At 70.5% G+C, this 21409-nt stretch carries 21 protein-coding genes; 9 read left to right on the top strand and 12 right to left on the bottom strand.

Annotated elements, in window-relative coordinates; translation table 11 throughout:
* Window positions 1-158 precede the first annotated feature (158 nt).
* A complete protein-coding gene (locus CRP49_RS25295; protein ID WP_097255459.1) occupies window positions 159-905 on the top strand; it encodes a transglycosylase SLT domain-containing protein in 747 nt (248 codons plus the stop codon).
* An 83-nt stretch (window positions 906-988) separates the two neighbouring features.
* Here the strand turns inward: CRP49_RS25295 and CRP49_RS25290 are convergent, their stop codons facing one another.
* Complete coding sequence (locus CRP49_RS25290; RefSeq protein ID WP_097255458.1) at window positions 989-3523, bottom strand: FHA domain-containing protein; 2535 nt, start codon at window positions 3521-3523, stop codon at window positions 989-991.
* A gap of 242 nt (window positions 3524-3765) precedes the next feature.
* Between CRP49_RS25290 and CRP49_RS25285 the strand changes: the two genes are divergently transcribed.
* Together CRP49_RS25285 and serB are read left to right on the top strand one after the other, a co-directional pair.
* On the top strand, window positions 3766-5532 hold the full coding sequence (locus tag CRP49_RS25285; RefSeq protein ID WP_097255457.1) for a streptophobe family protein: 1767 nt from the start codon (window positions 3766-3768) through the stop codon (window positions 5530-5532).
* 222 nt (window positions 5533-5754) lie between these two features.
* The gene (gene serB / locus CRP49_RS25280) at window positions 5755-6963 is read left to right on the top strand and encodes a phosphoserine phosphatase SerB (protein WP_097255456.1); all 1209 of its coding nucleotides are present in this window, start codon (window positions 5755-5757) and stop codon (window positions 6961-6963) included.
* Window positions 6964-7044: 81 nt separating this feature from the next.
* Here the strand turns inward: serB and CRP49_RS25275 are convergent, their stop codons facing one another.
* The 4 genes from CRP49_RS25275 to CRP49_RS25260 all read right to left on the bottom strand — a co-directional run bounded on the left by CRP49_RS25275 (window position 7045) and on the right by CRP49_RS25260 (window position 9519).
* Window positions 7045-7563, bottom strand: a complete 519-nt coding sequence (locus CRP49_RS25275) for a histidine phosphatase family protein (RefSeq protein WP_094214643.1) — start codon at window positions 7561-7563, stop codon at window positions 7045-7047.
* Window positions 7564-7640: 77 nt separating this feature from the next.
* The gene (locus CRP49_RS25270; protein ID WP_094214644.1) at window positions 7641-7847 is read right to left on the bottom strand and encodes a hypothetical protein; all 207 of its coding nucleotides are present in this window, start codon (window positions 7845-7847) and stop codon (window positions 7641-7643) included.
* A 184-nt stretch (window positions 7848-8031) separates the two neighbouring features.
* Window positions 8032-8148 (bottom strand): SGM_5486 family transporter-associated protein, encoded by a 117-nt coding sequence (locus CRP49_RS48010; RefSeq protein ID WP_094214645.1) that lies wholly within the window; start codon window positions 8146-8148, stop codon window positions 8032-8034.
* 66 nt (window positions 8149-8214) lie between these two features.
* Window positions 8215-9519 (bottom strand): CynX/NimT family MFS transporter, encoded by a 1305-nt coding sequence (locus CRP49_RS25260; protein ID WP_373560366.1) that lies wholly within the window; start codon window positions 9517-9519, stop codon window positions 8215-8217.
* Window positions 9520-9601: 82 nt separating this feature from the next.
* Here CRP49_RS25260 and CRP49_RS25255 point away from each other — a divergent pair, with 82 nt between their 5' ends.
* Complete coding sequence (locus tag CRP49_RS25255) at window positions 9602-10294, top strand: FadR/GntR family transcriptional regulator (RefSeq protein WP_097255454.1); 693 nt, start codon at window positions 9602-9604, stop codon at window positions 10292-10294.
* On the opposite strand, the gene CRP49_RS25250 is transcribed toward CRP49_RS25255, so the two are convergent.
* The 3 genes from CRP49_RS25250 to fabG form a co-directional block, all read right to left on the bottom strand.
* Window positions 10272-10622, bottom strand: a complete 351-nt coding sequence (locus CRP49_RS25250; RefSeq protein ID WP_097255453.1) for a hypothetical protein — start codon at window positions 10620-10622, stop codon at window positions 10272-10274. The two genes, CRP49_RS25255 and CRP49_RS25250, sit on opposite strands and share 23 nt — an antisense overlap.
* 168 nt (window positions 10623-10790) lie before the next feature.
* A complete protein-coding gene (fabI, locus tag CRP49_RS25245) occupies window positions 10791-11558 on the bottom strand; it encodes an enoyl-ACP reductase FabI (RefSeq protein ID WP_094214649.1) in 768 nt (255 codons plus the stop codon).
* 5 nt (window positions 11559-11563) lie between these two features.
* Window positions 11564-12268 (bottom strand): 3-oxoacyl-[acyl-carrier-protein] reductase, encoded by a 705-nt coding sequence (gene fabG, locus CRP49_RS25240; RefSeq protein WP_097255452.1) that lies wholly within the window; start codon window positions 12266-12268, stop codon window positions 11564-11566.
* 248 nt (window positions 12269-12516) lie between these two features.
* Between fabG and CRP49_RS25235 the strand changes: the two genes are divergently transcribed.
* Genes CRP49_RS25235 through tyrS form a run of 3 tightly spaced genes read left to right on the top strand, consistent with a single transcriptional unit; the run spans window position 12517 to window position 16757 of the window.
* On the top strand, window positions 12517-14040 hold the full coding sequence (locus tag CRP49_RS25235) for a TldD/PmbA family protein (RefSeq protein ID WP_097255451.1): 1524 nt from the start codon (window positions 12517-12519) through the stop codon (window positions 14038-14040).
* Window positions 14037-15431, top strand: a complete 1395-nt coding sequence (locus tag CRP49_RS25230; protein WP_097255450.1) for a TldD/PmbA family protein — start codon at window positions 14037-14039, stop codon at window positions 15429-15431. Before CRP49_RS25235 ends, CRP49_RS25230 begins: the two co-directional genes overlap by 4 nt.
* Before the next feature lie 57 nt (window positions 15432-15488).
* Entirely contained in the window at window positions 15489-16757 is a 1269-nt protein-coding gene (gene tyrS / locus CRP49_RS25225; RefSeq protein WP_097255449.1) for a tyrosine--tRNA ligase, read from the top strand.
* Window positions 16758-16811: 54 nt separating this feature from the next.
* Here tyrS and CRP49_RS25220 read toward each other — a convergent pair whose 3' ends face one another.
* Entirely contained in the window at window positions 16812-17090 is a 279-nt protein-coding gene (locus CRP49_RS25220) for a GlsB/YeaQ/YmgE family stress response membrane protein (protein WP_097255448.1), read from the bottom strand.
* Window positions 17091-17334: 244 nt separating this feature from the next.
* Here CRP49_RS25220 and CRP49_RS25215 point away from each other — a divergent pair, with 244 nt between their 5' ends.
* Together CRP49_RS25215 and CRP49_RS25210 are read left to right on the top strand one after the other, a co-directional pair.
* Window positions 17335-17685, top strand: coding sequence for a DUF3099 domain-containing protein (locus tag CRP49_RS25215; protein WP_167444071.1), 351 nt, complete (start codon window positions 17335-17337; stop codon window positions 17683-17685).
* Between the two features lie 202 nt (window positions 17686-17887).
* Complete coding sequence (locus CRP49_RS25210) at window positions 17888-18106, top strand: hypothetical protein (protein ID WP_097255447.1); 219 nt, start codon at window positions 17888-17890, stop codon at window positions 18104-18106.
* Here CRP49_RS25210 and moaA read toward each other — a convergent pair.
* The 3 genes from moaA to CRP49_RS25195 form a co-directional block, all read right to left on the bottom strand.
* Complete coding sequence (gene moaA / locus CRP49_RS25205) at window positions 18103-19092, bottom strand: GTP 3',8-cyclase MoaA (RefSeq protein WP_218892968.1); 990 nt, start codon at window positions 19090-19092, stop codon at window positions 18103-18105. The genes CRP49_RS25210 and moaA overlap by 4 nt on opposite strands.
* A 155-nt stretch (window positions 19093-19247) precedes the next feature.
* Window positions 19248-20873, bottom strand: a complete 1626-nt coding sequence (locus CRP49_RS25200) for a cation acetate symporter (protein WP_097255445.1) — start codon at window positions 20871-20873, stop codon at window positions 19248-19250.
* Window positions 20870-21226, bottom strand: a complete 357-nt coding sequence (locus tag CRP49_RS25195; protein WP_097255444.1) for a DUF485 domain-containing protein — start codon at window positions 21224-21226, stop codon at window positions 20870-20872. Before CRP49_RS25195 ends, CRP49_RS25200 begins: the two co-directional genes overlap by 4 nt.
* Window positions 21227-21409 lie beyond the last annotated feature (183 nt).

The following is a 21409-nucleotide window of genomic DNA, read 5'->3' as shown; positions in this document are numbered from 1 at the left end:
CGTACGTCACACCTTTGCCACAGGATTTTGCGGCCGCTAAGAATTGCACCCGTCGCTCGGCGCTGCGGGGTTCCCCCCGCTGGTGCTCGTGCAGGAGGAACTGATTCCCCCGGCGGACACAGAGCGACCTCCGCGCTATTCGAAGAGGTCCATCAGCCATGCCCAAGAACATCCTCACCCGTGGTCATAGTCGTGCGCTGACCAGCCAGCACAAGATCGCGATCGCCGGTGTCGGCGTGCTCGGCGCCGCCGCTCTCGCCTTCTCGGCCGTCCCCAGCAGCGCCGAGTCCATCACCACGGGTGCCCCGGCCGTGGCCGCGCAGGTCGCCGCCCAGCCGGCCAAGGACGTCAAGGGCACGCTCACCGGCCAGCTCGCCACCGAGTCGGTCAAGCTCGACACCTTCGCCGCCAAGCAGAAGGCCGCGGTCGACGCCGCCGCCAAGAAGCAGGCCGAGGCCGCGGCGAAGCAGAAGGCCGCCGCCGAGGCTGCTGCCAAGAAGGCCGCCCAGGAGCGCGCCGCCAAGGAGGCCGCGAGCCGTTCCGCGCAGCGCCCCCAGATGCAGCTGGTCGCCGCGAAGACCTACGCGAACAACCTCGACGGCTGGATCCGCCAGGCCCTGGACATCATGAAGTCCAAGGGCATCCCGGGCAGCTACAACGGCCTGCACAAGAACATCATGCGGGAGTCCTCCGGCAACCCCATGGCCATCAACAACTGGGACATCAACGCGATCAACGGCATCCCGTCGAAGGGCCTGCTGCAGGTCATCCCGCCGACCTTCAACGCGTACCACGTCGCCGGCACCTCGTGGAACATCTACGACCCGGTCGCCAACATCACCGCCGCCGCCAACTACGCGGCCGACAAGTACGGCTCGATCGACAACGTCAACAGCGCGTACTGAGGCCGGCGCGGGCCTCTGACGACGCGACGCCGAAGGGCGGCACCCCTCCAGGGGGTGCCGCCCTTCGCGTCGTACGGCCGCGGTTACTTCCGCATGACCTCCGGCTCGTGCCGGCGCAGGAAGCGGGCGACGAAGAAGCCGCAGACCACACCGAGGACGATCAGCGCGAACATGTCCAGGCCCCAGGCCGAGGCCTCGTGGTTCCACAGCGGGTCCGTGCTGCTCGGGTCGTCGGTGTTGGGCGCGATGTTGTTGAAGTCCAGCGTGGCGCCCGCGGCGGCCACCGCCCAGCGCGACGGCATCAGGTACGAGAACTCGTTGACGCCGAGGGTGCCGTGCAGGGTGAAGAGGCAGCCGGTGAAGACGACCTGGATGATCGCGAACATCACCAGCAGCGGCATGGTCTTCTCGGCGGTCTTCACCAGCGAGGAGATCACCAGGCCGAACATCATCGAGCTGAAGCCGAGCGCCATGATCGGCAGGCACAGCTCGAACAGCGTCGAGCTGCCGAGGACGAGCCCCTGGTCGGGGATCTCGCGGCTGGAGAAGCCGATCACGCCGACCATCAGGCCCTGGAGCACGGTGACCGCGCCGAGCACGACCACCTTCGACATCAGGTAGGCCGACCGGGACAGGCCGGTCGCGCGCTCCCGCTCGTAGATGACCCGTTCCTTGATCAGCTCACGCACCGAGTTCGCCGCACCGGCGAAGCACGCGCCGACCGCGAGGATCAGCAGCACCGTGGTGGCCGTGCCGTTCGGGACGTGCGCGCCGGTGCGCGGGTTGACCGCCTCGTTGACCAGCAGGCCCCGGTTGTGGTCGATCAGGAGGCTGACCGCGCCGAGCACCGCCGGCAGGATCACCGTCAGCGCCAGGAATCCCTTGTCGGAGGCGATGACCGCCACGTACCGCCGGATCAGGGTCATCAGCTGCGAGCCCCAGCCCTGCGGCTTGGGCGGCTTCATCGCCTGTGGCGGAGGCATGTGTACGGACTGCGGGGCGACCGCGTCGATGTCCGCGGCGTACATCTGGTAGTGCTGCGAGCCCTTCCAGCGGCCCGCCCAGTCGTAGTCGCGGTAGTTCTCGAAGGCGGAGAAGACGTCGGCCCAGGTGTCGTAGCCGAAGAAGTTCAGCGCCTCCTCCGGCGGGCCGAAGTAGGCGACCGCGCCGCCCGGCGCCATCACCAGGAGCTTGTCGCAGATCGCCAGCTCGGCCACGGAGTGGGTGACCACGAGGACCGTACGGCCGTCGTCGGCCAGGCCCCGCAGCAGCTGCATGACGTCACGGTCCATGCCCGGGTCGAGGCCCGAGGTCGGCTCGTCCAGGAAGATCAGCGACGGCTTGGTGAGCAGCTCGAGGGCCACCGAGACGCGCTTGCGCTGGCCACCAGAGAGAGAGGTGACCTTCTTGTCCTTGTGGATGTCGAGCTTCAGCTCGCGCAGCACCTCGTCGATGCGGGCGTCGCGCTCGGCGGCCGTGGTGTCGGCGGGGAAGCGCAGCTTGGCCGCGTACTTGAGGGCCTTCTTGACGGTCAGCTCCTTGTGCAGGATGTCGTCCTGCGGGACCAGACCGATGCGCTGGCGCAGCTCGGCGAACTGCTTGTAGAGGTTGCGGTTGTCGTACAGCACCTCGCCCTGGTTGGCGGGCCGGTAACCGGTGAGCGCCTTCAGCAGGGTCGACTTGCCGGAACCGGACGGGCCGATGACCGCGATCAGCGACTTCTCCGGGACGCCGAACGAGACGTCCTTCAGGATCTGCTTGCCGCCGTCGACCGTGACGGTCAGGTGGCGCGCCGAGAAGGAGACCTCACCGGTGTCGACGAACTCCTCGAGGCGGTCGCCGACGATGCGGAAGGTGGAGTGGCCGACGCCGACGATGTCGTTCGGGCCGAGCTGAACCGAGCCGCCCTTGGCGATCGGCTGGCCGTTGACGTAGGTGCCGTTGTGCGAGCCCAGGTCGCGGATCTCGAAGCGGCCGCCGGGCATCGAGTGGAACTCGGCGTGGTGCCGGGAGACCTGCAGGTCGGAGACGACCAGCTCGTTCTCCAGAGCACGGCCGATGCGCATCACGTTGCCGATGGCGAACTGGTGGAACGTCGTGGGGCTGCGGTCGCCGTAGACCGGCGGTGCCCCCGCGCCGCCACCGGGCACCTTCTGCGCGTACTGCTCGGCCGGAGCGCCCTGCTGCTGCGGAATCGGCGCGGCCTGCTGCGGCTGCTGCCAACCGGCCTGCGGGGCCTGCTGCTGCGGAGCCTGCTGCGCCCAGCCGGCCCCCGCCCCCTGCGCGGCGTACGGCGCGGCCTGCTGCTGAGGCTGAGCGGTGGCGGCGGCACCGGAGAGGTTCAGGCGCGGTCCGTCGGTCGCGTTGCCGAGGTGCACCGCCGAGCCGGGGCCGATCTCCGTCTGACCGATCCGCTGGCCCTGCACGAAGGTGCCGTTGGTGCTGCCGTGGTCCTCGATGACCCAACTGCGGCCGTTGAAGCTGACCGTGGCGTGGCGCCAGGAGACCCTGGCGTCGTCGAAGACGATGTCACCCTGCGGATCGCGTCCGAGGGTGTAGGGCCTGGACGGGTCGAGCGTCCAGGTCCTTCCGTTTGTTTCCAGTACGAGTTCCGGCACTCCATGCCCCACTGAGTAGTCCCCCGAGTTACCCCCATCACAGGGAGTCTAGGGATGTCGAACATCGTCGGGAACTATTTCAGGCGGGGCCCCGTGACCGAAAGTCGGGCCTTGTGAAGGGCGCCTGTACGCGCTTCAACTCGCCCCGTTGACGGGGTTGAAACCGGGCCGGAGAGTGGTAATCCCCCGCGAGGGGGGACAAGCGCGGCTGCGGTGCCGCGCCGCGGATCGGGGGGTCGGCCATGAGCGCTGCCACGGGCGTCGAGACCGCACGGCACGGCACCTCGCTGCCGTGGACGGACATCCTGCTGTCCGCGATCGCCGCCGTCAGCTGGGCGTTGATAGGGATGGCGGGCACGGCCGCGCTCGGCCTGCATCTGCTGCAGGCGGACGCGGCGGGCTCACTGGGCCCGATGACGGCGGCTGTTGTGGCGCTCGGGGCGGGTGGTTCGGTCTCGCCGTCGGGCGATGTGTCCGCTTTCGGGCTGAAGGGCGCCGAGGCCCACACGGCCGTCGAGATCACGCCACTGGGGGTGAGCCTGGTCGGCGCCCTGCTGCTGTCGTGGTTCTTCCTACGGTCCCTGCGCACGGCCGGAGTTGTGATCGCCCCGTCCGAACTCCTCGCGCGCGCGGGCGCGGTGGTTGTCCTCTTCGTGGCGACGCTGGGCGGGCTGGCGTGGGCCGGGCACGACGTCATCACGATCGACGGCGGCTCGCTGGGTCTGGACAAGCTGCCCGGCGGGGGCGGCAAGGGGGGTGGTCTGAACATCCCCGGTCTGGGGGACGTCGGCGGGCTGCTGCCGGACCGGATCGGCGATCTGATCCACGCGAAGGCCGCGGTCGGTTTCACCGTGGACACCGCGCCCACCCTGCTCGGCGGCCTGTGCTGGTCCGCCGGAATCCTGCTGATCGCCCTGTTCGCCTCCCGGCGCACTCCCCTGCCGCCCGGCTGGGACGCCGTGCACCGGGTGGTGCGGCCGGCGGTCTCGGCGCTCGTCACCGTGCTGCTGGTGGCCGTGGCCGCCGGGTTCGCGGCGGCGGCGTACGCGGCGATCGGCGACGACCACCCGCGCCGGATCGTGGGCGCGGCCCTGCTGGGCGCCCCGAACGGGGTGTGGCTCGGTATCCCGATCGGCCTGTTCGTCCCCTGGGACGGCAAGGCCACCGGCGCCCTGGGCACCGTGCTGCCCCACCCTCTCGACCAGCTGCTGAGCGCGCACTCCGACCAGCCCGTCACGGTGGGCCGGCTGGCCGGGCTGGACGGGCGGGTGTGGCTGCTCGCGGTGGCGGCGGCGTTGATGATGCTGCTGGCCGGGGTGCTGACGGCGGTACGGACACCGCTGCCCGGCGCGGGTGGTGCGGCGGGGTTCGCCGGCCGCTGCGCCCTGCGGCTCGGGATCGCGACCGCGCTCGCCCTGCCCTTCCTCGCCTGGTTGGCGGACGTCTCGGTGGACGCCTCGCTGTCCGTACTGGGCTTCGACGCCTTCGGCGCGGGCATCGAGCTGCACGGCCACCTGGGCATGGCGCTGCTCCTGGGCGCCCTGTGGGGTGCGGGGGCCGGGGCGGCGGGGGCGGGGCTCGCCTGGGTGGCGGGGGCGGTGGGGGCTCGGGCGGTGGGGCCGGGACGGGGCGGCGCGGTCGTCGGGGACAGCCGTGGCAGGGGCGTGGACCACGGGTACGGCAGTGTGGGCTCCGGGCGGTCCGGGTCCGGCGACGGGGCCGGACCGTACGCGCCGAGCAGGCCGTACCGGCCGCCGAACCCGAACACGAACCCCTATCTCCAGGTGCCGGAGCAGTTGCGGGCGCAGCCGGAGGACGCGCGGCCGTCTTCGACCGGGGACGACGTGTACGGCGCCCCCACCGTGGCCCGGCCCTTCGGCCCGCCTCCCCCCGCACCCCGGAACCGTCCTGGAGCACGCCCGCGTGATCGCGCACCGGACGCTCCGGACGAGGGGCCACCGCCGCCTCCGCCACCACCACCGGCACCGCCCCGCAGACCCAGGAGGTGAGCGTGGCAGGCGCCCGCGTGACACAGTCGTGGTAGACGCGGAGCCGTACCGGCGGGATCGGACCGTACCGGCAGGAACCGGACCGTACCGGCGGATCGGGCCGGGGCCGGGTCGTCGTCGTGAGGCAAGATCCTCTACATCGGCCCGACACCCATTGTTCCGTGTCCGTCAGGCGGACCTCACGGGCGGAAGGCACTGGGTGCCGGATACGGTGGTGACACCATGAGCGCTTCGCAGACCTCCGAGGTCCCCACTCTCCTCGTCAAGATCTTCGGCAAGGACAGGCCGGGCATCACGGCCGGCCTCTTCGACACCCTCGCCGCCTACCTCGTCGACGTGGTCGACATCGAGCAGGTCGTCACCCGGGGCCGCCTGGTGCTGTGCGTGCTGGTCACCCAGCCGCCGGCGAGCCTGGAGGGCGACCTGAGGGCCACCGTGCACAGCTGGGCCGAGTCGATGAAGATGCAGGCGGAGATCATCTCGGGGCACGGCGACAACCGTCCCCGTGGTCTCGGGCGCTCCCTGGTGACCGTCCTCGGTCACCCCCTCACCGCCGAGTCGACGGCCGCCATCGCCGCCCGGATCGCCAAGGCCGGCGGCAACATCGACCGTATCTTCCGCCTCGCCAAGTACCCGGTGACCGCGGTGGAGTTCGCCGTCTCCGGTGTGGAGACCGAGCCGCTGCGCACGGCCCTGGCCTCCGACGCGGCGGCACTGGGTGTCGACATCGCCGTCGTCTCGGCGGGCCTGCACCGGCGCGCGCAGCGGCTGGTGGTCATGGACGTGGACTCCACCCTCATCCAGGACGAGGTCATCGAGCTGTTCGCCGCGCACGCCGGCTGCGAGGACCAGGTCGCCGAGGTGACGGCCGCGGCGATGCGCGGGGAGCTGGACTTCGAGCAGTCGCTGCACGCGCGCGTCGCCCTGCTGAAGGGGCTGGACGCCTCGGTGGTGGAGAAGGTGCGCAACGAGGTACGGCTGACGCCGGGCGCGCGCACGCTCATCCGCACCCTGAAGCGCCTCGGCTACCAAGTCGGTGTGGTCTCCGGTGGGTTCACCCAGGTCACGGACGATCTGAAGGAGCGGCTGGGGCTGGACTTCGCGCAGGCCAACACGCTGGAGATCGTCGACGGGAAGCTGACCGGGCGGGTCACCGGCGAGATCGTGGACCGCGCGGGCAAGGCGCGGCTGCTGCGCCGGTTCGCCGCGGAGGCCGGGGTGCCGCTGTCGCAGACGGTGGCGATCGGTGACGGTGCCAACGACCTGGACATGCTGAACGCGGCCGGTCTCGGTGTCGCCTTCAACGCCAAGCCGGTGGTCCGCGAGGCCGCGCACACGGCGGTGAACTTCCCCTTCCTGGACACCGTCCTGTATCTGCTGGGCATCACCCGCGAAGAGGTCGAGGCGGCCGACACCCACGACGAGGGCTGAGCCGCCCCGGACGGGGCGCGCACCGGAGCTGAGGAGGGCCCGGCACCGCTGTGGTGCCGGGCCCTCCTGGCGTGGGTGCCGTCACTCGGCGGGTGCCCAGTAGTCCGTCAGTGTGGCCACGGCCGGCTCCAGGCTCTTCCAGGCGCCGTCGTAGGACAGCAGCGCGAAGCCCGCGGCGGGGAAGCCTCGGCGGTTCATCCGCTCGCGGGCGTCGCCCTCGGACTCGCCCGCGAGGATGTCGGCCAGGCCGTGCACGCCCGGGTTGTGGCCGATCAGGATCACGTTCTGCACGTCGTCCGGGATCTCGTTGAGCACGGCGATCAGCTCGCCGGGCGAGGCCTCGTAGACCCGCTCCTCATAGGTGGTTTTCGGCCGGTGCGCCAGCTCGTGGACGGCGAGCTTCCAGGTCTCGCGGGTCCGGACCGCGGTGGAGCACAGGGCCAGGTCGAAGGTGATGCCGGTGTCGGCCAGCCTGCGCCCGGCGACTGCGGCGTCCTTGCGGCCCCGCTCGGCGAGCGGGCGGTCATGGTCGGACACCTGGGGCCAGTCGGCTTTCGCATGCCGGAAGAGGGCGATCCTGCGGGGTTCTGCGACGCTCATGGGACCCAGCTTCGCATGAAACAGGCCATGCGGCGCAGGGAGTTGACATGCGGATTCACCGCGTGCGGAGGCCCTGCTCAGCGCGCGAGAAGCTGCTGCACGCGCTCGAAGAGCTGTGTGATCGCCGGGTCGCCGCTCGCCGCGTGGGCGTCCGACGGGTTCAGTATCAGCGCGAGCAGCGCGATGAAGGCGAGCGCGGGCAGGGCGAGCGCCCACCAGGGCAGCCGGATGTCGACGCCGCCCGTGGTCGCCGGGTGGGGCCGGGTGTGCGTGCGGGCCGGCATGGTCGCCTCCGTGGGTCCTCGAGTGGTCCTGGCCGCCTGCTGCGGTCACCTCTCGAAGCTACGGAATCCGGGGCCCTCAACCCATCCGGAGATCCACCCACTTGACCCTGACCCTGACCCCCTAGGGGATGGTGGGGCCAGCCCCACCATCAGGGCGTGTCACGGGTCGGGCCGGGTGGCCGGATCAGGGCGAGGCGATCGTCGCGATGATGGCGATGATCACGAAGATGGCGAAGAACGAGCCGAAGACGACCAGCATCTTCTTCTGGCCGTTCTGGGGGTTCGGGTCGAGCACTGGCATGCCGCCAGTCTCGCACCCGCCGCGCGCGCCCCTGGCGCCGGGGTCGTCGGCCCTGCGCCGGAGTCGTCAGCGCGCCGTCGCCTCGTCCTCCACGATGCGGTCGCGGCCCGCCAGGAAGCCCACCGCCATCTGGGGGAGCATCAGGCCCGCCATGAGGGCGATCGGCAGCCCCCAGCCGCCGCTCTGCTGGTAGAGCACACCGACCAGCAGCGGGCCGGGGATGGAGATCAGATAGCCGGTGCTCTGCGCGAACGCGGACAGCTGGGCCACGCCCGGGCCGGTCCTGGCCCGCATGCCGACCATGGTCAGCGCCAGCGGGAAGGCGCAGTTGGAGACGCCGAGCAGCACCGCCCAGGCCCAGGCGCCGCCGGCCGGCGCGAAGTACAGGCCGGCGTATCCGGAGAGTCCGCACACACCCAGGACGAGCACGATCGGCCCCTGGTGGGGCAGCCGGGTGGCGACCCGCGGGATGACGAAGGCCAGCGGCACGCCCATCACCATGGTGACGGCGAGGAGGAGGCCCGCCGTGCCCGCGGGAACCCCGGAGTCGCGGAAGATCTGGGCCATCCAGCCCATCGTGATGTACGCGGCGGTGGCCTGGAGTCCGAAGAAGACGGCGAGCGCCCAGGCGGTACGGCTGCGGGTGATGCGCAACGGGGCCTTCTGCGGCTGCTCCCCCGCCGCGGCCATCGGCGCCTGGGCGGCGGCGCCCCGCTCCCGAACCAGCGGCAGCCAGGGCAGTACGGCGGCGGCGGCGAGCAGCGCCCACACGGCGAGTCCGGACTGCCACCTGCCGCCCAGGGCGGCGGTCATGGGCACGGTCACCGCGGCGGCGAGGGAGGTGCCGAGGGCCAGGGCCATGGAGTACAGGCCGGTCATGGAGCCGACGCGGTCGGGGAACCAGCGCTTGACGATGACCGGCATCAGCACGTTGCTGACGGCGATGCCCATGAGGGTGAGTGCGCTGGCGGCCAGGAAGCCGGCCGTGCTGCCGGCGTAGGGCCGTATCAGCAGGCCCGCGGTGATGGCGGCCATGCCCGCGCACACCACCGCGGACGGTCCGAAGCGGCGGGCCAGCCGGGGTGCGGTGACGCCGAAGACGGCGAAGCAGAGCGGAGGAACGGAGGTGAGCAGCCCGGCCACGCTGCCGCTCATGCCGAGGCCGTCGCGGACCTCCTCCAGAAGCGCGCCGAGGCTCGTGATGGCCGGCCGGAGGTTCAGCGCGGACAGCACGATGCCGACGACGACCAGCCGTGTCGCCCACGCGCGCGTGGGGGCCGTCTTACGCGCGTTCGCCGCAGTGGTCGTAGCGCGTTCGGTGGACGACTGCTCCGTACGGGTTTCCGTGGTCCGGGTTTCCTCACTAGCCATGTCACCCATCATAGAATCATGGGATGATTGGTTGTCCATCCCCGGGACGTATCCGCCCCGGCCTCGCGTGCGAAGGTGGGCCATGCCCCTGAGCCACCCGCGCCGTTCGGCGCTGTCCGAGCAGGTCATCGCCGAGCTGCGCAATCAGATCGCCTCCGGCGAATGGCCGGTCGGCTCCCGCATCCCGACCGAGCCGGAGCTGGTCGAGCAGCTCGGGGTCGCCCGCAACACCGTCCGCGAGGCGGTCCGCGCGCTGGCGCACAACGGTCTGCTGGACATCCGCCAGGGCTCGGGCACGTACGTCGCGGCGACGAGCGAGCTGGCCGGTGTGATGCACCGCCGGTTCGCGGACGCCGACCCCCGGCACATCGCCGAGCTGCGCTCCACGCTGGAGTCGGCGGCGGCCAAGCTGGCCGCCGAGCGGCGCAGCGAGAAGGACCTCAAGCAGCTGGACGCGCTGCTGGCCCGGCGCGAGGAGGCCTGGGAGACCGGCGAGGCCGAGGCGTTCGTGACCGCCGACGCCACCTTCCACCTGGCCGTGGTGGCCGCCTCCCACAACGACGTCATGACGGCGATGTACGCCGACCTGGGAGAGGTGCTGCGGGACTGGCTGCGCGCGGACGTCGGCGCCGAGCTGACGCCCGAGACGTACATGGATCACACCCGGCTGGTGGACGCGATCCGCGCGGGGGACGCGGAGGCAGCCGCCACGGAGGCGGCGAGCTATCCGTTCCTGTGCCGTCCGGGCAGGTTCAGCGCGCCTTCTGGTGGCTGATCCACACCGAGCGGACTTCCTTCCAGCACCGGCCGGTCAGCCGTACGGTCATGGCGGGCGCGGTGTCCACCGGGGCGCTGTCGGTGTCGATGTCCCACCAGCGGGCGCATTCGATGTGCAGCCGCACCCGGTCGGTGTCGACGTAGGGGTTGTGGCAGTACGCCACCACGTGGGAGCCGGTGACGGTCGTACGGCACTCGGCGCCGAACAGGTCCGGCGCGGGCGGCTTGCCGTGGCCCACGCGCGCGTGGGACAGCGCGTCGTACGGCAGGGAGAGTACGAGGGCTACGGCCACGGTCACCGGGGCCAGGCTGCGGGACAGGCGCACAAGGGGACCTCCTCGGCCGGGCTGCGGAGGGATGCGCGGGGTGAACCCGTAATCCAGAGTGCGCCGTTGCCCCCGGTCGCGCCCGGCCGGGTAGGCCGAACGAGTGACGCCCCGTTCCCCGCGGTCCGCGGGGAACGGGGCGTCGACGTCAGGCGAGGCGGGCGAGGGTCACGCGCCGATGGCGTGCAGACCGCCGTCCACGTGGATGATCTCGCCGGTGGTCTTCGGGAACCAGTCGCTCAGCAGCGCGACGACACCCTTGCCGGCCGGCTCCGGGTCCTTGAGGTCCCACTCCAGCGGGGAGCGGGTGTCCCACACGGAGGCCAGATCGCTGAAGCCCGGGATGGACTTGGCGGCCATCGAGCCGAGCGGGCCGGCGGAGATGAGGTTGCAGCGGATGTTCTGCTTGCCCAGGTCGCGGGCGATGTAGCGGCTGGTGGCCTCCAGGGCGGCCTTGGCCGGGCCCATCCAGTCGTACTGCGGCCAGGCGAAGGACGCGTCGAAGGTGAGGCCGACGACCGAGCCGCCGTTCTGCATCAGCGGCAGGCAGGCCATGGTCAGCGACTTCAGGGAGAACGCCGAGACGTGCATGGCGGTGGCGACCGACTCGAACGGCGTGTTGAGGAAGTTGCCGCCGAGCGCGTCCTGCGGGGCGAAGCCGATGGAGTGGACGATGCCGTCGAGGCCGCCCAGCTCCTCGCCGACCACGTCGGCCAGGCGGGCGAGGTGCTCGTCGTTGGTGACGTCCAGCTCGATGACCTTGGTCGGCTTCGGCAGCTTCTTGGCGATGCGCTCGGTCAGCGTCGGCCGCGGGAAGGCGGTCAGGATGATCTCGGCGCCCTGCTCCTGGGCGAGCTTGGCGACGTGGAAGGCGATGGAGGACTCCATCAGCACACCCGTGATCAGGATGCGCTTGCCCTCGAGGATTCCGCTCATGGTGATCAGTGACCCATTCCCAGTCCGCCGTCAACGGGGATGACGGCTCCAGTGATGTACGAGGCGTCGTCCGAGGCGAGGAACCGCACCGTCGCGGCGATCTCCTCCGGCTGCGCGTAACGGCCGAGCGGCACCTGCGACACGATGCTCTCGCGCTGCTGCTCGGTGAGCGCCTTGGTCATGTCGGTGTCGACGAAGCCGGGCGCGACGACGTTGAAGGTGATGTTGCGCGAGCCCAGCTCACGGGCGAGGGAACGCGCGAAGCCGACCATGGCGGCCTTGGAGGCGGCGTAGTTGGCCTGCCCCGCCTGGCCGAGCAGGCCGACCACGGAGGAGATCAGGATGACCCGGCCCTTCTTGGCCCGCAGCATGCCGCGGTTGGCACGCTTGACCACGCGGAAGGTGCCCGTGAGGTTGGTGTCGATGACCGAGGTGAAGTCCTCCTCGGACATGCGCATCAGGAGCTGGTCCTTGGTGACACCGGCGTTGGCGACGAGGACCTCGACCGGACCGTGCTGGTCCTCGATCTCCTTGTAGGCCTGCTCCACCTGCTCGGCGTCGGTGATGTCGCACTTGACGGCGAGGAAGCCGGCCGGCGGCTCACCCGAGCGGTACGTGATAGCGACCTTGTCGCCGGCGTCGGCGAAAGCGCGGGCGATGGCGAGGCCGATGCCCCGGTTGCCTCCGGTGACGAGAACCGAGCGGCTCAACGGATCACCCTTTCGTTAGCGGTCTGATGCGGTCGGGCAGCCCGCCCGAACAGCTGGATGGCAGGCGGCTTCATCGAAAACCTATCGGTAGCGCCGCTTCCGCGGGCAAGCGGGCACCGACAGTGGCGCGAGTGCGACGCTGTGGGGTCCCTACAGAATGGACCGGTATCGGACCGAAACATGTGGTCCGCCGGGCCACTCCCACGACATGATCGGAACCGACAGGCCACGACAGCAGGGAGACCTCCGTGCCTCATTCCATCGACGAAGCCTTCACGGCGCTTCCGCTAAGGGCTCTGGCCGACGCCGCGCTCGCACGCGCGCGTGCGCTGGGTGCCGAGCATGCGGACTTCCGGTTCGAGCGGGTGCGCAGCGCCTCCTGGCGGCTCAGGGACGCCAAGCCCGCGGGAACGTCGGACACCACCGACCTCGGCTACGCGGTCCGGGTCGTGCACGGCGGTACGTGGGGCTTCGCGTCCGGGGTGGACCTGACCCTGGACGCGGCCGCCAAGGTCGCCTCGCAGGCGGTGGCGATGGCGAAGCTCTCGGCGCAGGTGATCAAGGCCGCCGGGTCGGACGAGCGGGTGGAGCTGGCCGGCGAGCCGGTGCACGCCGAGCGGACGTGGGTGTCGTCGTACGAGATCGACCCGTTCTCGGTGCCCGACGAGGAGAAGGCCGCGCTGCTCGCGGAGTGGAGCAACCGGCTGCTGGCCGCGAGCGGCGTGAACCACGTGGACGCCTCGCTGCTCACCGTGCACGAGAACAAGTTCTACGCCGACACCGCGGGCACCGTGACCACCCAGCAGCGGGTCCGGCTGCATCCGCAGCTGACGGCCGTGTCGGTCGACGAGTCGAGCGGTGAGTTCGACTCGATGCGCACCCTCGCGCCGCCCGTCGGGCGTGGCTGGGAGTACCTGACCGGGACCGGCTGGGACTGGGACACCGAGCTGGAGCAGATCCCGGAGCTGCTCGCCGAGAAGATGCGGGCGCCGAGCGTGGAGGCGGGCCTGTACGACCTGGTGGTCGACCCGTCCAACCTGTGGCTGACCATCCACGAGTCCATCGGACACGCCACCGAGCTGGACCGCGCGCTCGGCTACGAGGCCGCCTACGCCGGCACCTCCTTCGCCACCTTCGACCAGCTCGGCAAGCTGAGGTACGGCTCCGAGCTGATGAACGTCACCGGTGACCGCACCGCCGAGCACGGCCTCGCGACCGTCGGCTACGACGACGAGGGCGTCGAGGCGCAGTCCTGGGACCTGGTGAAGGACGGCACGCTCGTCGGCTACCAGCTGGACCGCAGGATCGCGAAGCTGACCGGGTTCGACCGGTCCAACGGGTGCGCGTTCGCCGACTCCCCCGGGCATGTGCCGGTGCAGCGCATGGCCAACGTGTCCCTGCAGCCGGATCCGGCCGGGCTGTCCACCGAGGACCTGATCGGGGGCGTCGACCGGGGCATCTACGTCGTCGGCGACCGGTCCTGGTCGATCGACATGCAGCGGTACAACTTCCAGTTCACCGGGCAGCGCTTCTTCAAGATCGAGAACGGGCGGATCACCGGGCAGCTGAAGGACGTCGCCTACCAGGCCACGACCACCGACTTCTGGGGGTCGATGGCGGCCGTGGGCGGCCCGCAGACCTACGTCCTGGGCGGCGCCTTCAACTGCGGCAAGGCCCAGCCGGGCCAGGTCGCCGCCGTGTCCCACGGGTGCCCCTCCGCCCTCTTCAAGGGCGTCAACATTCTGAACACCACGCAGGAGGCCGGTCGATGAGCGCCCGTACCACCAAGCCGCACGAGGTCGTCGAGCAGGCCCTTGCGCTGTCCCGGGCCGACGGCTGCGTCGTCATCGCCGACGAGGAGTCGACCGCCAACCTGCGCTGGGCCGGCAACGCGCTCACCACCAACGGTGTGACCCGCGGTCGTACCCTCACGGTGATCGCGACCGTGGACGGCAAGGAGGGCACCGCCTCCGGTGTCGTCTCGCGGTCCGCCGTGACCGCCGAGGAGCTGGAACCGCTGGTGCGGGCCGCCGAGGCGGCCGCGCGGGGGGCCGGGCCGGCCGAGGACGCCCAGCCGCTGGTCACCGGTGTCCCGCAGTCCCCTGACTTCACGGACGCGCCCGCCGAGACCTCCTCGGCCGTCTTCGCGGACTTCGCCCCCGCGCTCGGCGAGGCCTTCGCACGCGCGCGTGCCGGCGGCCGCGAGCTGTACGGCTTCGCCAACCACGAGATGGTGTCGACGTACATGGGCACGTCCACGGGGCTGCGCCTCAGGCACGACCAGCCCACCGGCACGCTGGAGCTGAACGCCAAGTCCCCGGACCGCGCCCGCTCGGCGTGGGCTGGCCGCTCCACACGGGACTTCAAGGACGTCGACCCGGGCGCCCTGGACGCCGAACTGGCCGTACGTCTCGGCTGGGCCGAGCGGCGCGTGGAGCTGCCCGCGGGCCGGTACGAGACGCTGCTGCCGCCGACCGCGGTCGCGGACCTGCTGATCTACCAGCTGTGGTCGGCTTCGGGCCGGGACGCGGCCGAGGGCCGGACGGTGTTCTCCAAGCCGGGCGGCGGCACCCGCGTCGACGAAAAGCTGAGCGAGCTGCCGCTGACCCTGCGCAGCGACCCGAACGAGCCGGGCCTGGAGTGCTCGCCCTTCGTGGTCGCCCATTCCTCGGGCGGCGACCAGTCCGTGTTCGACAACGGACTGCCGGCGCATCCCACCGAGTGGATCGGCGAGGGCGTGCTCAAGCACCTGATCACCACCCGGCACAGCGCGGGCCTGACCGGGCTGCCGGTCGCCCCGGCGATCGGGAACCTGATCCTGGACGGCGGGCAGGACCGCTCCCTGGAGGAGATGGTCGCGAACACCGAGCGCGGGCTGCTGCTGACCTGCCTGTGGTACATCCGCGAGGTCGACCCGGCGACGCTGCTGCTCACCGGCCTGACCCGGGACGGCGTCTACCTCGTGGAGAACGGCGAGGTGACCGGGCAGGTGAACAACTTCCGGTTCAACGAGTCGCCGGTGGACCTGCTCGGCCGGGCCGCGGAGGCGGGGCGCACGGAGAAGACGCTGCCGCGGGAGTGGAGCGACTACTTCACCCGGGCCGCGATGCCCGCGCTGCGGATCCCCGATTTCAACATGAGCTCTGTCAGTCAGGGCGTATAACCTCGTAGTCGGCTGTCACCCGACTGCCCACCGGATCACCGAGGAGACACGAGAACCGTGACGGACATCGTCGACGAGCTGAAGTGGCGTGGGCTGTTCGCCCTGTCCACCGACGAGGACGCTTTGCGCAAGGCTCTCGCGGACGGTCCCGTCACGTTCTATTGCGGTTTCGACCCGACCGCGCCGTCGCTGCACGTGGGGCATCTGGTGCAGGTGCTCACCGTGCGCCGGCTCCAGCAGGCCGGGCACCGGCCGCTGGCGCTGGTCGGCGGCGCGACGGGCCTGATCGGTGACCCGCGCCCCACCGCGGAGCGCACGCTGAACGACCCGGAGACGGTGGCCGGCTGGGTGGGCAGGCTGCGCGCCCAGATCGAGCCGTTCCTGTCCTTCGAGGGCGAGAACGCGGCGGTCATGGTGAACAACCTCGACTGGACCGCGAACCTCTCCGCGATCGAGTTCCTGCGGGACATCGGCAAGCACTTCCGCGTCAACAAGATGCTGACGAAGGACTCCGTGGCCCGCCGCCTGGAGTCCGACCAGGGCATCAGCTACACCGAGTTCAGCTACCAGCTCCTGCAGGGCATGGACTTCCTGCAGCTGTACCGGCGGTACGGCTGCACGCTCCAGCAGGGCGGCAGCGACCAGTGGGGCAACCTCACGGCCGGGCTCGACCTGATCCACCGGCTGGAGCCGGCCGCCGAGGCGCACGCCCTGGCCACCCCGCTGATGACCAAGGCGGACGGCACCAAGTTCGGCAAGACCGAGGGCGGCGCCGTCTGGCTCGACCCGGAGATGACGACGCCGTACGCGTTCTACCAGTTCTGGCTGAACGTGGACGACCGTGACATCTCGAAGTACATGCGCATCCTGTCCTTCAAGTCCCGTGAGGAACTGGAGGAGCTGGAGCAGCAGACCCAGGAGCGACCGCAGGCTCGTGCCGCGCAGCGCGCGCTCGCCGAGGAGCTGACGACGCTGGTGCACGGCGCCGACCAGACGGCCGCCGTGATCGCCGCGTCCAAGGCCCTGTTCGGCCAGGGCGACCTGACGGAGCTGGACGAGGGGACGCTGGCGGCGGCGCTGTCCGAGGTGCCGCACATCCAGGTCGCCGAGCTGGGCCAGGTGGTCGACCTGTTCGCCGAGGTCGGCCTGGTGGCCAGCAAGTCCGCCGCGCGGCGGACCGTGAAGGAGGGCGGGGCCTACGTGAACAACGCGAAGGTCACCGCCGAGGACGCGGTGCCCTCCAAGGAGGAACTGCTGCACGGGCGGTGGCTGGTGCTGCGGCGGGGCAAGAAGAACCTCGCCGCGGTAGAGGTCACCGGCGCATAGGACAGTCCGAAGGGCGGCCCCCGGAAGCGGGGCCGCCCTTTGCCGTGTCTGCCGTCAGGCCTGCTGCTTCTTCTTGCCCAGCGTCGCCATGTAGAGCCTGTCCACGGCGAAGACGATGATGATCGCGGCGATGAGCTGGAAGGCGTGCCGGCTCCAGTCGATGCCGCGGGTCTCCGCGACGCCGAGCGCGGCGGCGATCGCGTTGCCGGCGATGGCGCCCAGGATGCCGCAGATGGTGGTCAGCCACAGGGGGCTGTGCTGCTTGCCCGGGATGATCGCCTTCGCGATGAGGCCCAGCACGAATCCCACGATGATCGCCCACAACCAGCCCATGGCTGCCTCCTCGTACGGCTCGACGTGAGCATTACGGTCAGTCTGGGTCCGTCCGCCGTACGGCGCATGTCGGGTACCCCCGTAGGCGGCACGGCCGAGGACGTTCACGCAGGCAGGAGGCGACCCGGTCTCGTCGGCCGTACGACCGCGGCGTAACGTGGAGATGTCCTGGTCCGGTTCCCCGCCGGGCGTGGACGACGGTGCGGGCCGGGGAGAGTCCGATGCGGGCGGATGGTGGAGTGTGATGCGCAAGCAGCACGGTGGCAGCGCCCAGGTGTTCCGGATCACCGGTGCCCGGACCGGGCTGGCCGAGGACGTACGGGGCCGGCAGCGACGGTACGTCATCTCGATGACGATCCGCACCGCCTCCGTGATCCTCGCGGCCACGCTGTGGAACGTCGAACGGTACGTCGCCGTCGTGGCGCTGGTGTTCGGTGCGCTCCTCCCCTATGTCGCCGTGGTGATCGCGAACGCCGGCCGGGAGCGGCCGCCCTCTCTTCCGTCGACCTTCATCGCCGCGCCGACGCGGCCGATGATCACGCCGCCACGTGCGGAGGAGGAGGCCGTTCCGGAGGACAAGCCGGGCGGAAACTGACAGCACTCCAACGTCAAGCTCAAGAAAAGCTCAGATCAATCGTGCACTTCCAGTGCCGGGCGACGGCTGACCCGTGACATACTGCGTACGCGCTCCGCATCCCCCGTCGGAGCGACAGACCGACGCCGGGCAGCTCCCCCCGTGGCTGCTCGGCGTCGCCTTGTTTGCGGGGGCTCTGTGAGACGGAACCAGTGACGAACCTGTGAGTGACGAGACCCCCATCTGCTCCGCCAAGGGCTGCCGTGCCGATGCCGTGTGGGTGCTGGCGTGGAACAACCCGAAGATCCACACGCCGGAGCGGCGCAAGACATGGCTCGCCTGCGAGGAGCACCGCGAGCATCTTTCGCAGTTCCTCGGGGTTCGGGGGTTCCTGAAGGACGTGGTGAAGTTCGAGGACTGGGAAGGGCCCGAGGAGTCCTAGCCGCCGATCGCCGACATCGGTCGGTCCGGCTGCACGAACGACGGGTCGTCCAGGCCCGCTCCCGCCTTCTTGCCCCACATCGCCAGGCGCCAGATGCGGGCGATCTCCTCGTCGGGGGCGTCGGAGCGCAGCGCCGCGCGGAGGTCGGTCTCCTCGGTGGCGAACAGACAGGTGCGTATCTGGCCGTCGGCGGTGAGGCGGGTGCGGTCGCAGGCCGCGCAGAACGGGCGGGTGACCGAGGCGATCACGCCGACCCGCTGTGGGCCGCCGTTGACCAGCCAGCGCTCCGCCGGTGCCGAGCCGCGCTCGTCCGCACCCTCGGGGGTGAGGTCGAAGCGGGTGCGCAGGGAGGCCAGGATGTCCCCGGCGGTGACCATGCCCTCGCGCTTCCAGCCGTGCTGGGCGTCGAGCGGCATCTGCTCGATGAAACGCAGCTCGTACTCGTGCTCCAGCGCCCAGGCCAGCAGGTCCGGGGCCTCGTCCTCGTTCAGGCCCGGCATCAGGACCGTGTTCACCTTGACCGGGGTGAGGCCCGCCTCGCGGGCGGCTTCGAGGCCCTCGATGACGTCCTTGTGACGGTCGCGGCGGGTGAGGGCCTTGAAGACGTCCGGGCGCAGGGTGTCCAGGGAGACGTTGACCCGGTCCAGGCCCACCGCCTTCAGGGCGGAAGCGGTGCGCCTGAGGCCGATGCCGTTCGTCGTGAGGGACATCTGGGGGCGGGGGTCGAGGGCCGCCACGCGCTCGACGATGCCGACCAGGCCCGGGCGCAGCAGGGGCTCGCCCCCGGTGAAGCGGACCTCCTCGATGCCGAGCAGGCGGACCGCGATGTCGATGAGGCGGACGATCTCGTCGTCCGTGAGCAGATCGGGCTTGGCGAGCCACTGCAGGCCTTCCTCGGGCATGCAGTAGGTACAGCGCAGATTGCACCGGTCTGTGAGCGAGACCCTCAGGTCGGTGGCCACTCGGCCGTAGGTGTCGATGAGCACGTGGGCCCCCTCCCTCGATCCGGTGCAATCATTTTCCGTCACCTGTGAGCCTACGTGAGACCACCGACATCGACAGCGGCCCGATCTTACGAGCTACGACGCGGCCGCGTCGTAGGACCGTACAGTCCTGAACGACGCGGCCGTCCGTACGATGCTCAGTGCGCTCCGGTCCCGGTCAGGGACCGCACCTCCAGCTCCGCGTACTTGCCGGCGTCCGGGACCTCCTTCGACAGCAGGGTGCCCAGGGCGCCCAGCAGGAAGCCGACGGGGATCGAGATGATGCCGGGGTTCTCCAGCGGGAACCAGTGGAAGTCCACGTCGGGGAACATCGAGGTCGGCTTGCCGGACACCACCGGCGAGAACAGCACCAGACCGACCGCGGTGACCAGGCCGCCGTAGATCGACCACAGGGCGCCCGAGGTGGTGAACCGCTTCCAGAACAGGCTGTAGAGGATGGTCGGCAGGTTGGCGGAGGCGGCGACCGCGAAGGCGAGGGCTACCAGGCCGGCGACGTTCAGGTCGCGGGAGAGGGCGCCCAGGACGATCGAGACGGCGCCGATGCCGACGGTCGCGTAGCGGGCCGCGTTGATCTCCTGCTTCTCGGTGGCCTGCCCCTTCTTGATGACGTTGGCGTAGATGTCGTGGGCGAAGGAGGAGGACGAGGCCAGGGTCAGGCCGGCGACGACCGCGAGGATCGTGGCGAAGGCGACCGCGGAGATGGTGGCCAGCAGGATCGCGCCCCAGTTGGAGTCGACTCCGCCGAGGTGGAGCGCGAGCAGGGGTGCCGCGGTGTTGCCGGCCTTGTTGGAGGCGATGATCTCGTCCGGTTTGATCAGCGCGGCCGCGCCGAAGCCGAGGGCGAGGGTCATCAGGTAGAAGGCGCCGATCAGGCCGATCGCCCAGATCACGGACTTACGGGCGGCCTTGGCCGTCGGGACGGTGTAGAAGCGGATCAGGATGTGCGGCAGGCCTGCGGTGCCGAGGACCAGGGCGATGCCGAGCGAGATGAAGTCCAGCTTGGTGGTGCCGGTGGCGCCGTACTTCAGGCCGGGCTCGAGGAACGCGGAGCCCTTGGCGCTGTTGTCGGCGGCCTTGCCGAGCAGGTCCGAGATGTTGAAGTGGAACTTCAGCAGGACCAGGAAGGTCAGCAGCAGGGCGCCCGCGATGAGCAGCACCGCCTTGACCATCTGGACCCAGGTGGTGCCCTTCATGCCGCCGATGGTGACGTACACGATCATCAGGACGCCGACCAGGGCGACGATGCCGATCTTGCCGCCGTCGCTGGTGATGCCCAGGAGCAGCGAGACCAGGACGCCCGCGCCGGCCATCTGAGCGAGCAGGTAGAAGATCGAGACGACGATCGTGGAGGTGCCGGCGGCGGTACGGACGGGCCGCTGGCGCATCCGGTAGGCCAGCACGTCGCCCATCGTGTAGCGGCCTGAGTTGCGCAGCGGTTCGGCGACCAGGAGCAGGGCGACGAGCCAGGCGACGAGGAAGCCGATGGAGTAGAGGAAGCCGTCGTAGCCGAAGAGGGCGATGGCGCCCGCGATGCCGAGGAAGGACGCGGCGGACATGTAGTCGCCGGAGACGGCGAGGCCGTTCTGGAATCCGGTGAACTGGCGGCCGCCGGCGTAGAAGTCGGCGGCGTCCTTGGTCTGCCGGCCCGCCCAGACGGTGATGACGAGGGTCGCGGCGACGAACACCGCGAACAGGGTGATGATCAGCGTGCGGTGCTCGCTCGCCTCGCCGGCGGCCAGCAGGGTGTGCTGTGCGGGGCTCATGCTCCGCCCTCCATCCGGGACTTGATGGCCTCGGCCTTGGGGTCGAGCTTGGCCGCGGCGTGCCGCGCGTACCACCAGGCGATGAGGAACGTGGTGAGGAACTGGGCGAGGCCCAGGACGAGGGCCACGTTGACGTTGCCGGCCACCTTGGTGCCCATGAAGCCGTCCGCGTAGTTGGAGAGCAGGACGTACAGCAGGTACCAGGTGATGAAGGCGATGGTCAGGGGGAAGGCGAAGGAGCGGTGGGAGCGGCGCAGTTCACCGAACTCCGCGCTCTGCTGCACCTCGGCGAACTCCTCGGTGGAGGGAAGGTGGACTTGGGGTTTCGCAGGGGGCGGTGTCTCGGTAGCCACGGAGTCTCCTCGCGTCACGGACATGCGCTTTCTGGCCTTACAGGGACGTGGATCACACTACAGGGAGTCACTGACAGGCAACCTGGAGTGATACCGGCGGGGCCACGATCCTGATGGGCCCTCCGTCCACGGTCACGGCGCCACGCGCGGAGCGGTTCAAGTCCGCCTGGCTCTTTCGTAGAT

Source organism: Streptomyces sp. Ag109_G2-15, assembly GCF_900215565.1.
Classification (GTDB): domain Bacteria; phylum Actinomycetota; class Actinomycetes; order Streptomycetales; family Streptomycetaceae; genus Streptomyces; species Streptomyces diastatochromogenes.
This window is presented reverse-complemented; position numbering and strand designations above follow the sequence as displayed.

Bases quoted from the DNA above. Each gene is read 5' to 3' on its own strand.
- CRP49_RS25215 (WP_167444071.1), top strand. From the start codon at position 17,335: ATGCGCAAGCAGCACGGTGGCAGCGCCCAGGTGTTCCGGATCACCGGT.
- CRP49_RS25200 (WP_097255445.1), bottom strand. From the start codon at position 20,873: ATGAGCCCCGCACAGCACACCCTGCTGGCCGCCGGCGAGGCGAGCGAG.
- CRP49_RS48010 (WP_094214645.1), bottom strand. From the start codon at position 8,148: ATGCCAGTGCTCGACCCGAACCCCCAGAACGGCCAGAAGAAGATGCTG.
- fabI (WP_094214649.1), bottom strand. From the start codon at position 11,558: ATGAGCGGAATCCTCGAGGGCAAGCGCATCCTGATCACGGGTGTGCTG.
- CRP49_RS25260 (WP_373560366.1), bottom strand. From the start codon at position 9,519: ATGGCTAGTGAGGAAACCCGGACCACGGAAACCCGTACGGAGCAGTCG.
- CRP49_RS25230 (WP_097255450.1), top strand. From the start codon at position 14,037: ATGAGCGCCCGTACCACCAAGCCGCACGAGGTCGTCGAGCAGGCCCTT.
- CRP49_RS25270 (WP_094214644.1), bottom strand. From the start codon at position 7,847: ATGCCGGCCCGCACGCACACCCGGCCCCACCCGGCGACCACGGGCGGC.
- CRP49_RS25285 (WP_097255457.1), top strand. From the start codon at position 3,766: ATGAGCGCTGCCACGGGCGTCGAGACCGCACGGCACGGCACCTCGCTG.
- serB (WP_097255456.1), top strand. From the start codon at position 5,755: ATGAGCGCTTCGCAGACCTCCGAGGTCCCCACTCTCCTCGTCAAGATC.
- CRP49_RS25295 (WP_097255459.1), top strand. From the start codon at position 159: ATGCCCAAGAACATCCTCACCCGTGGTCATAGTCGTGCGCTGACCAGC.
- CRP49_RS25220 (WP_097255448.1), bottom strand. From the start codon at position 17,090: ATGGGCTGGTTGTGGGCGATCATCGTGGGATTCGTGCTGGGCCTCATC.
- CRP49_RS25255 (WP_097255454.1), top strand. From the start codon at position 9,602: ATGCCCCTGAGCCACCCGCGCCGTTCGGCGCTGTCCGAGCAGGTCATC.
- CRP49_RS25275 (WP_094214643.1), bottom strand. From the start codon at position 7,563: ATGAGCGTCGCAGAACCCCGCAGGATCGCCCTCTTCCGGCATGCGAAA.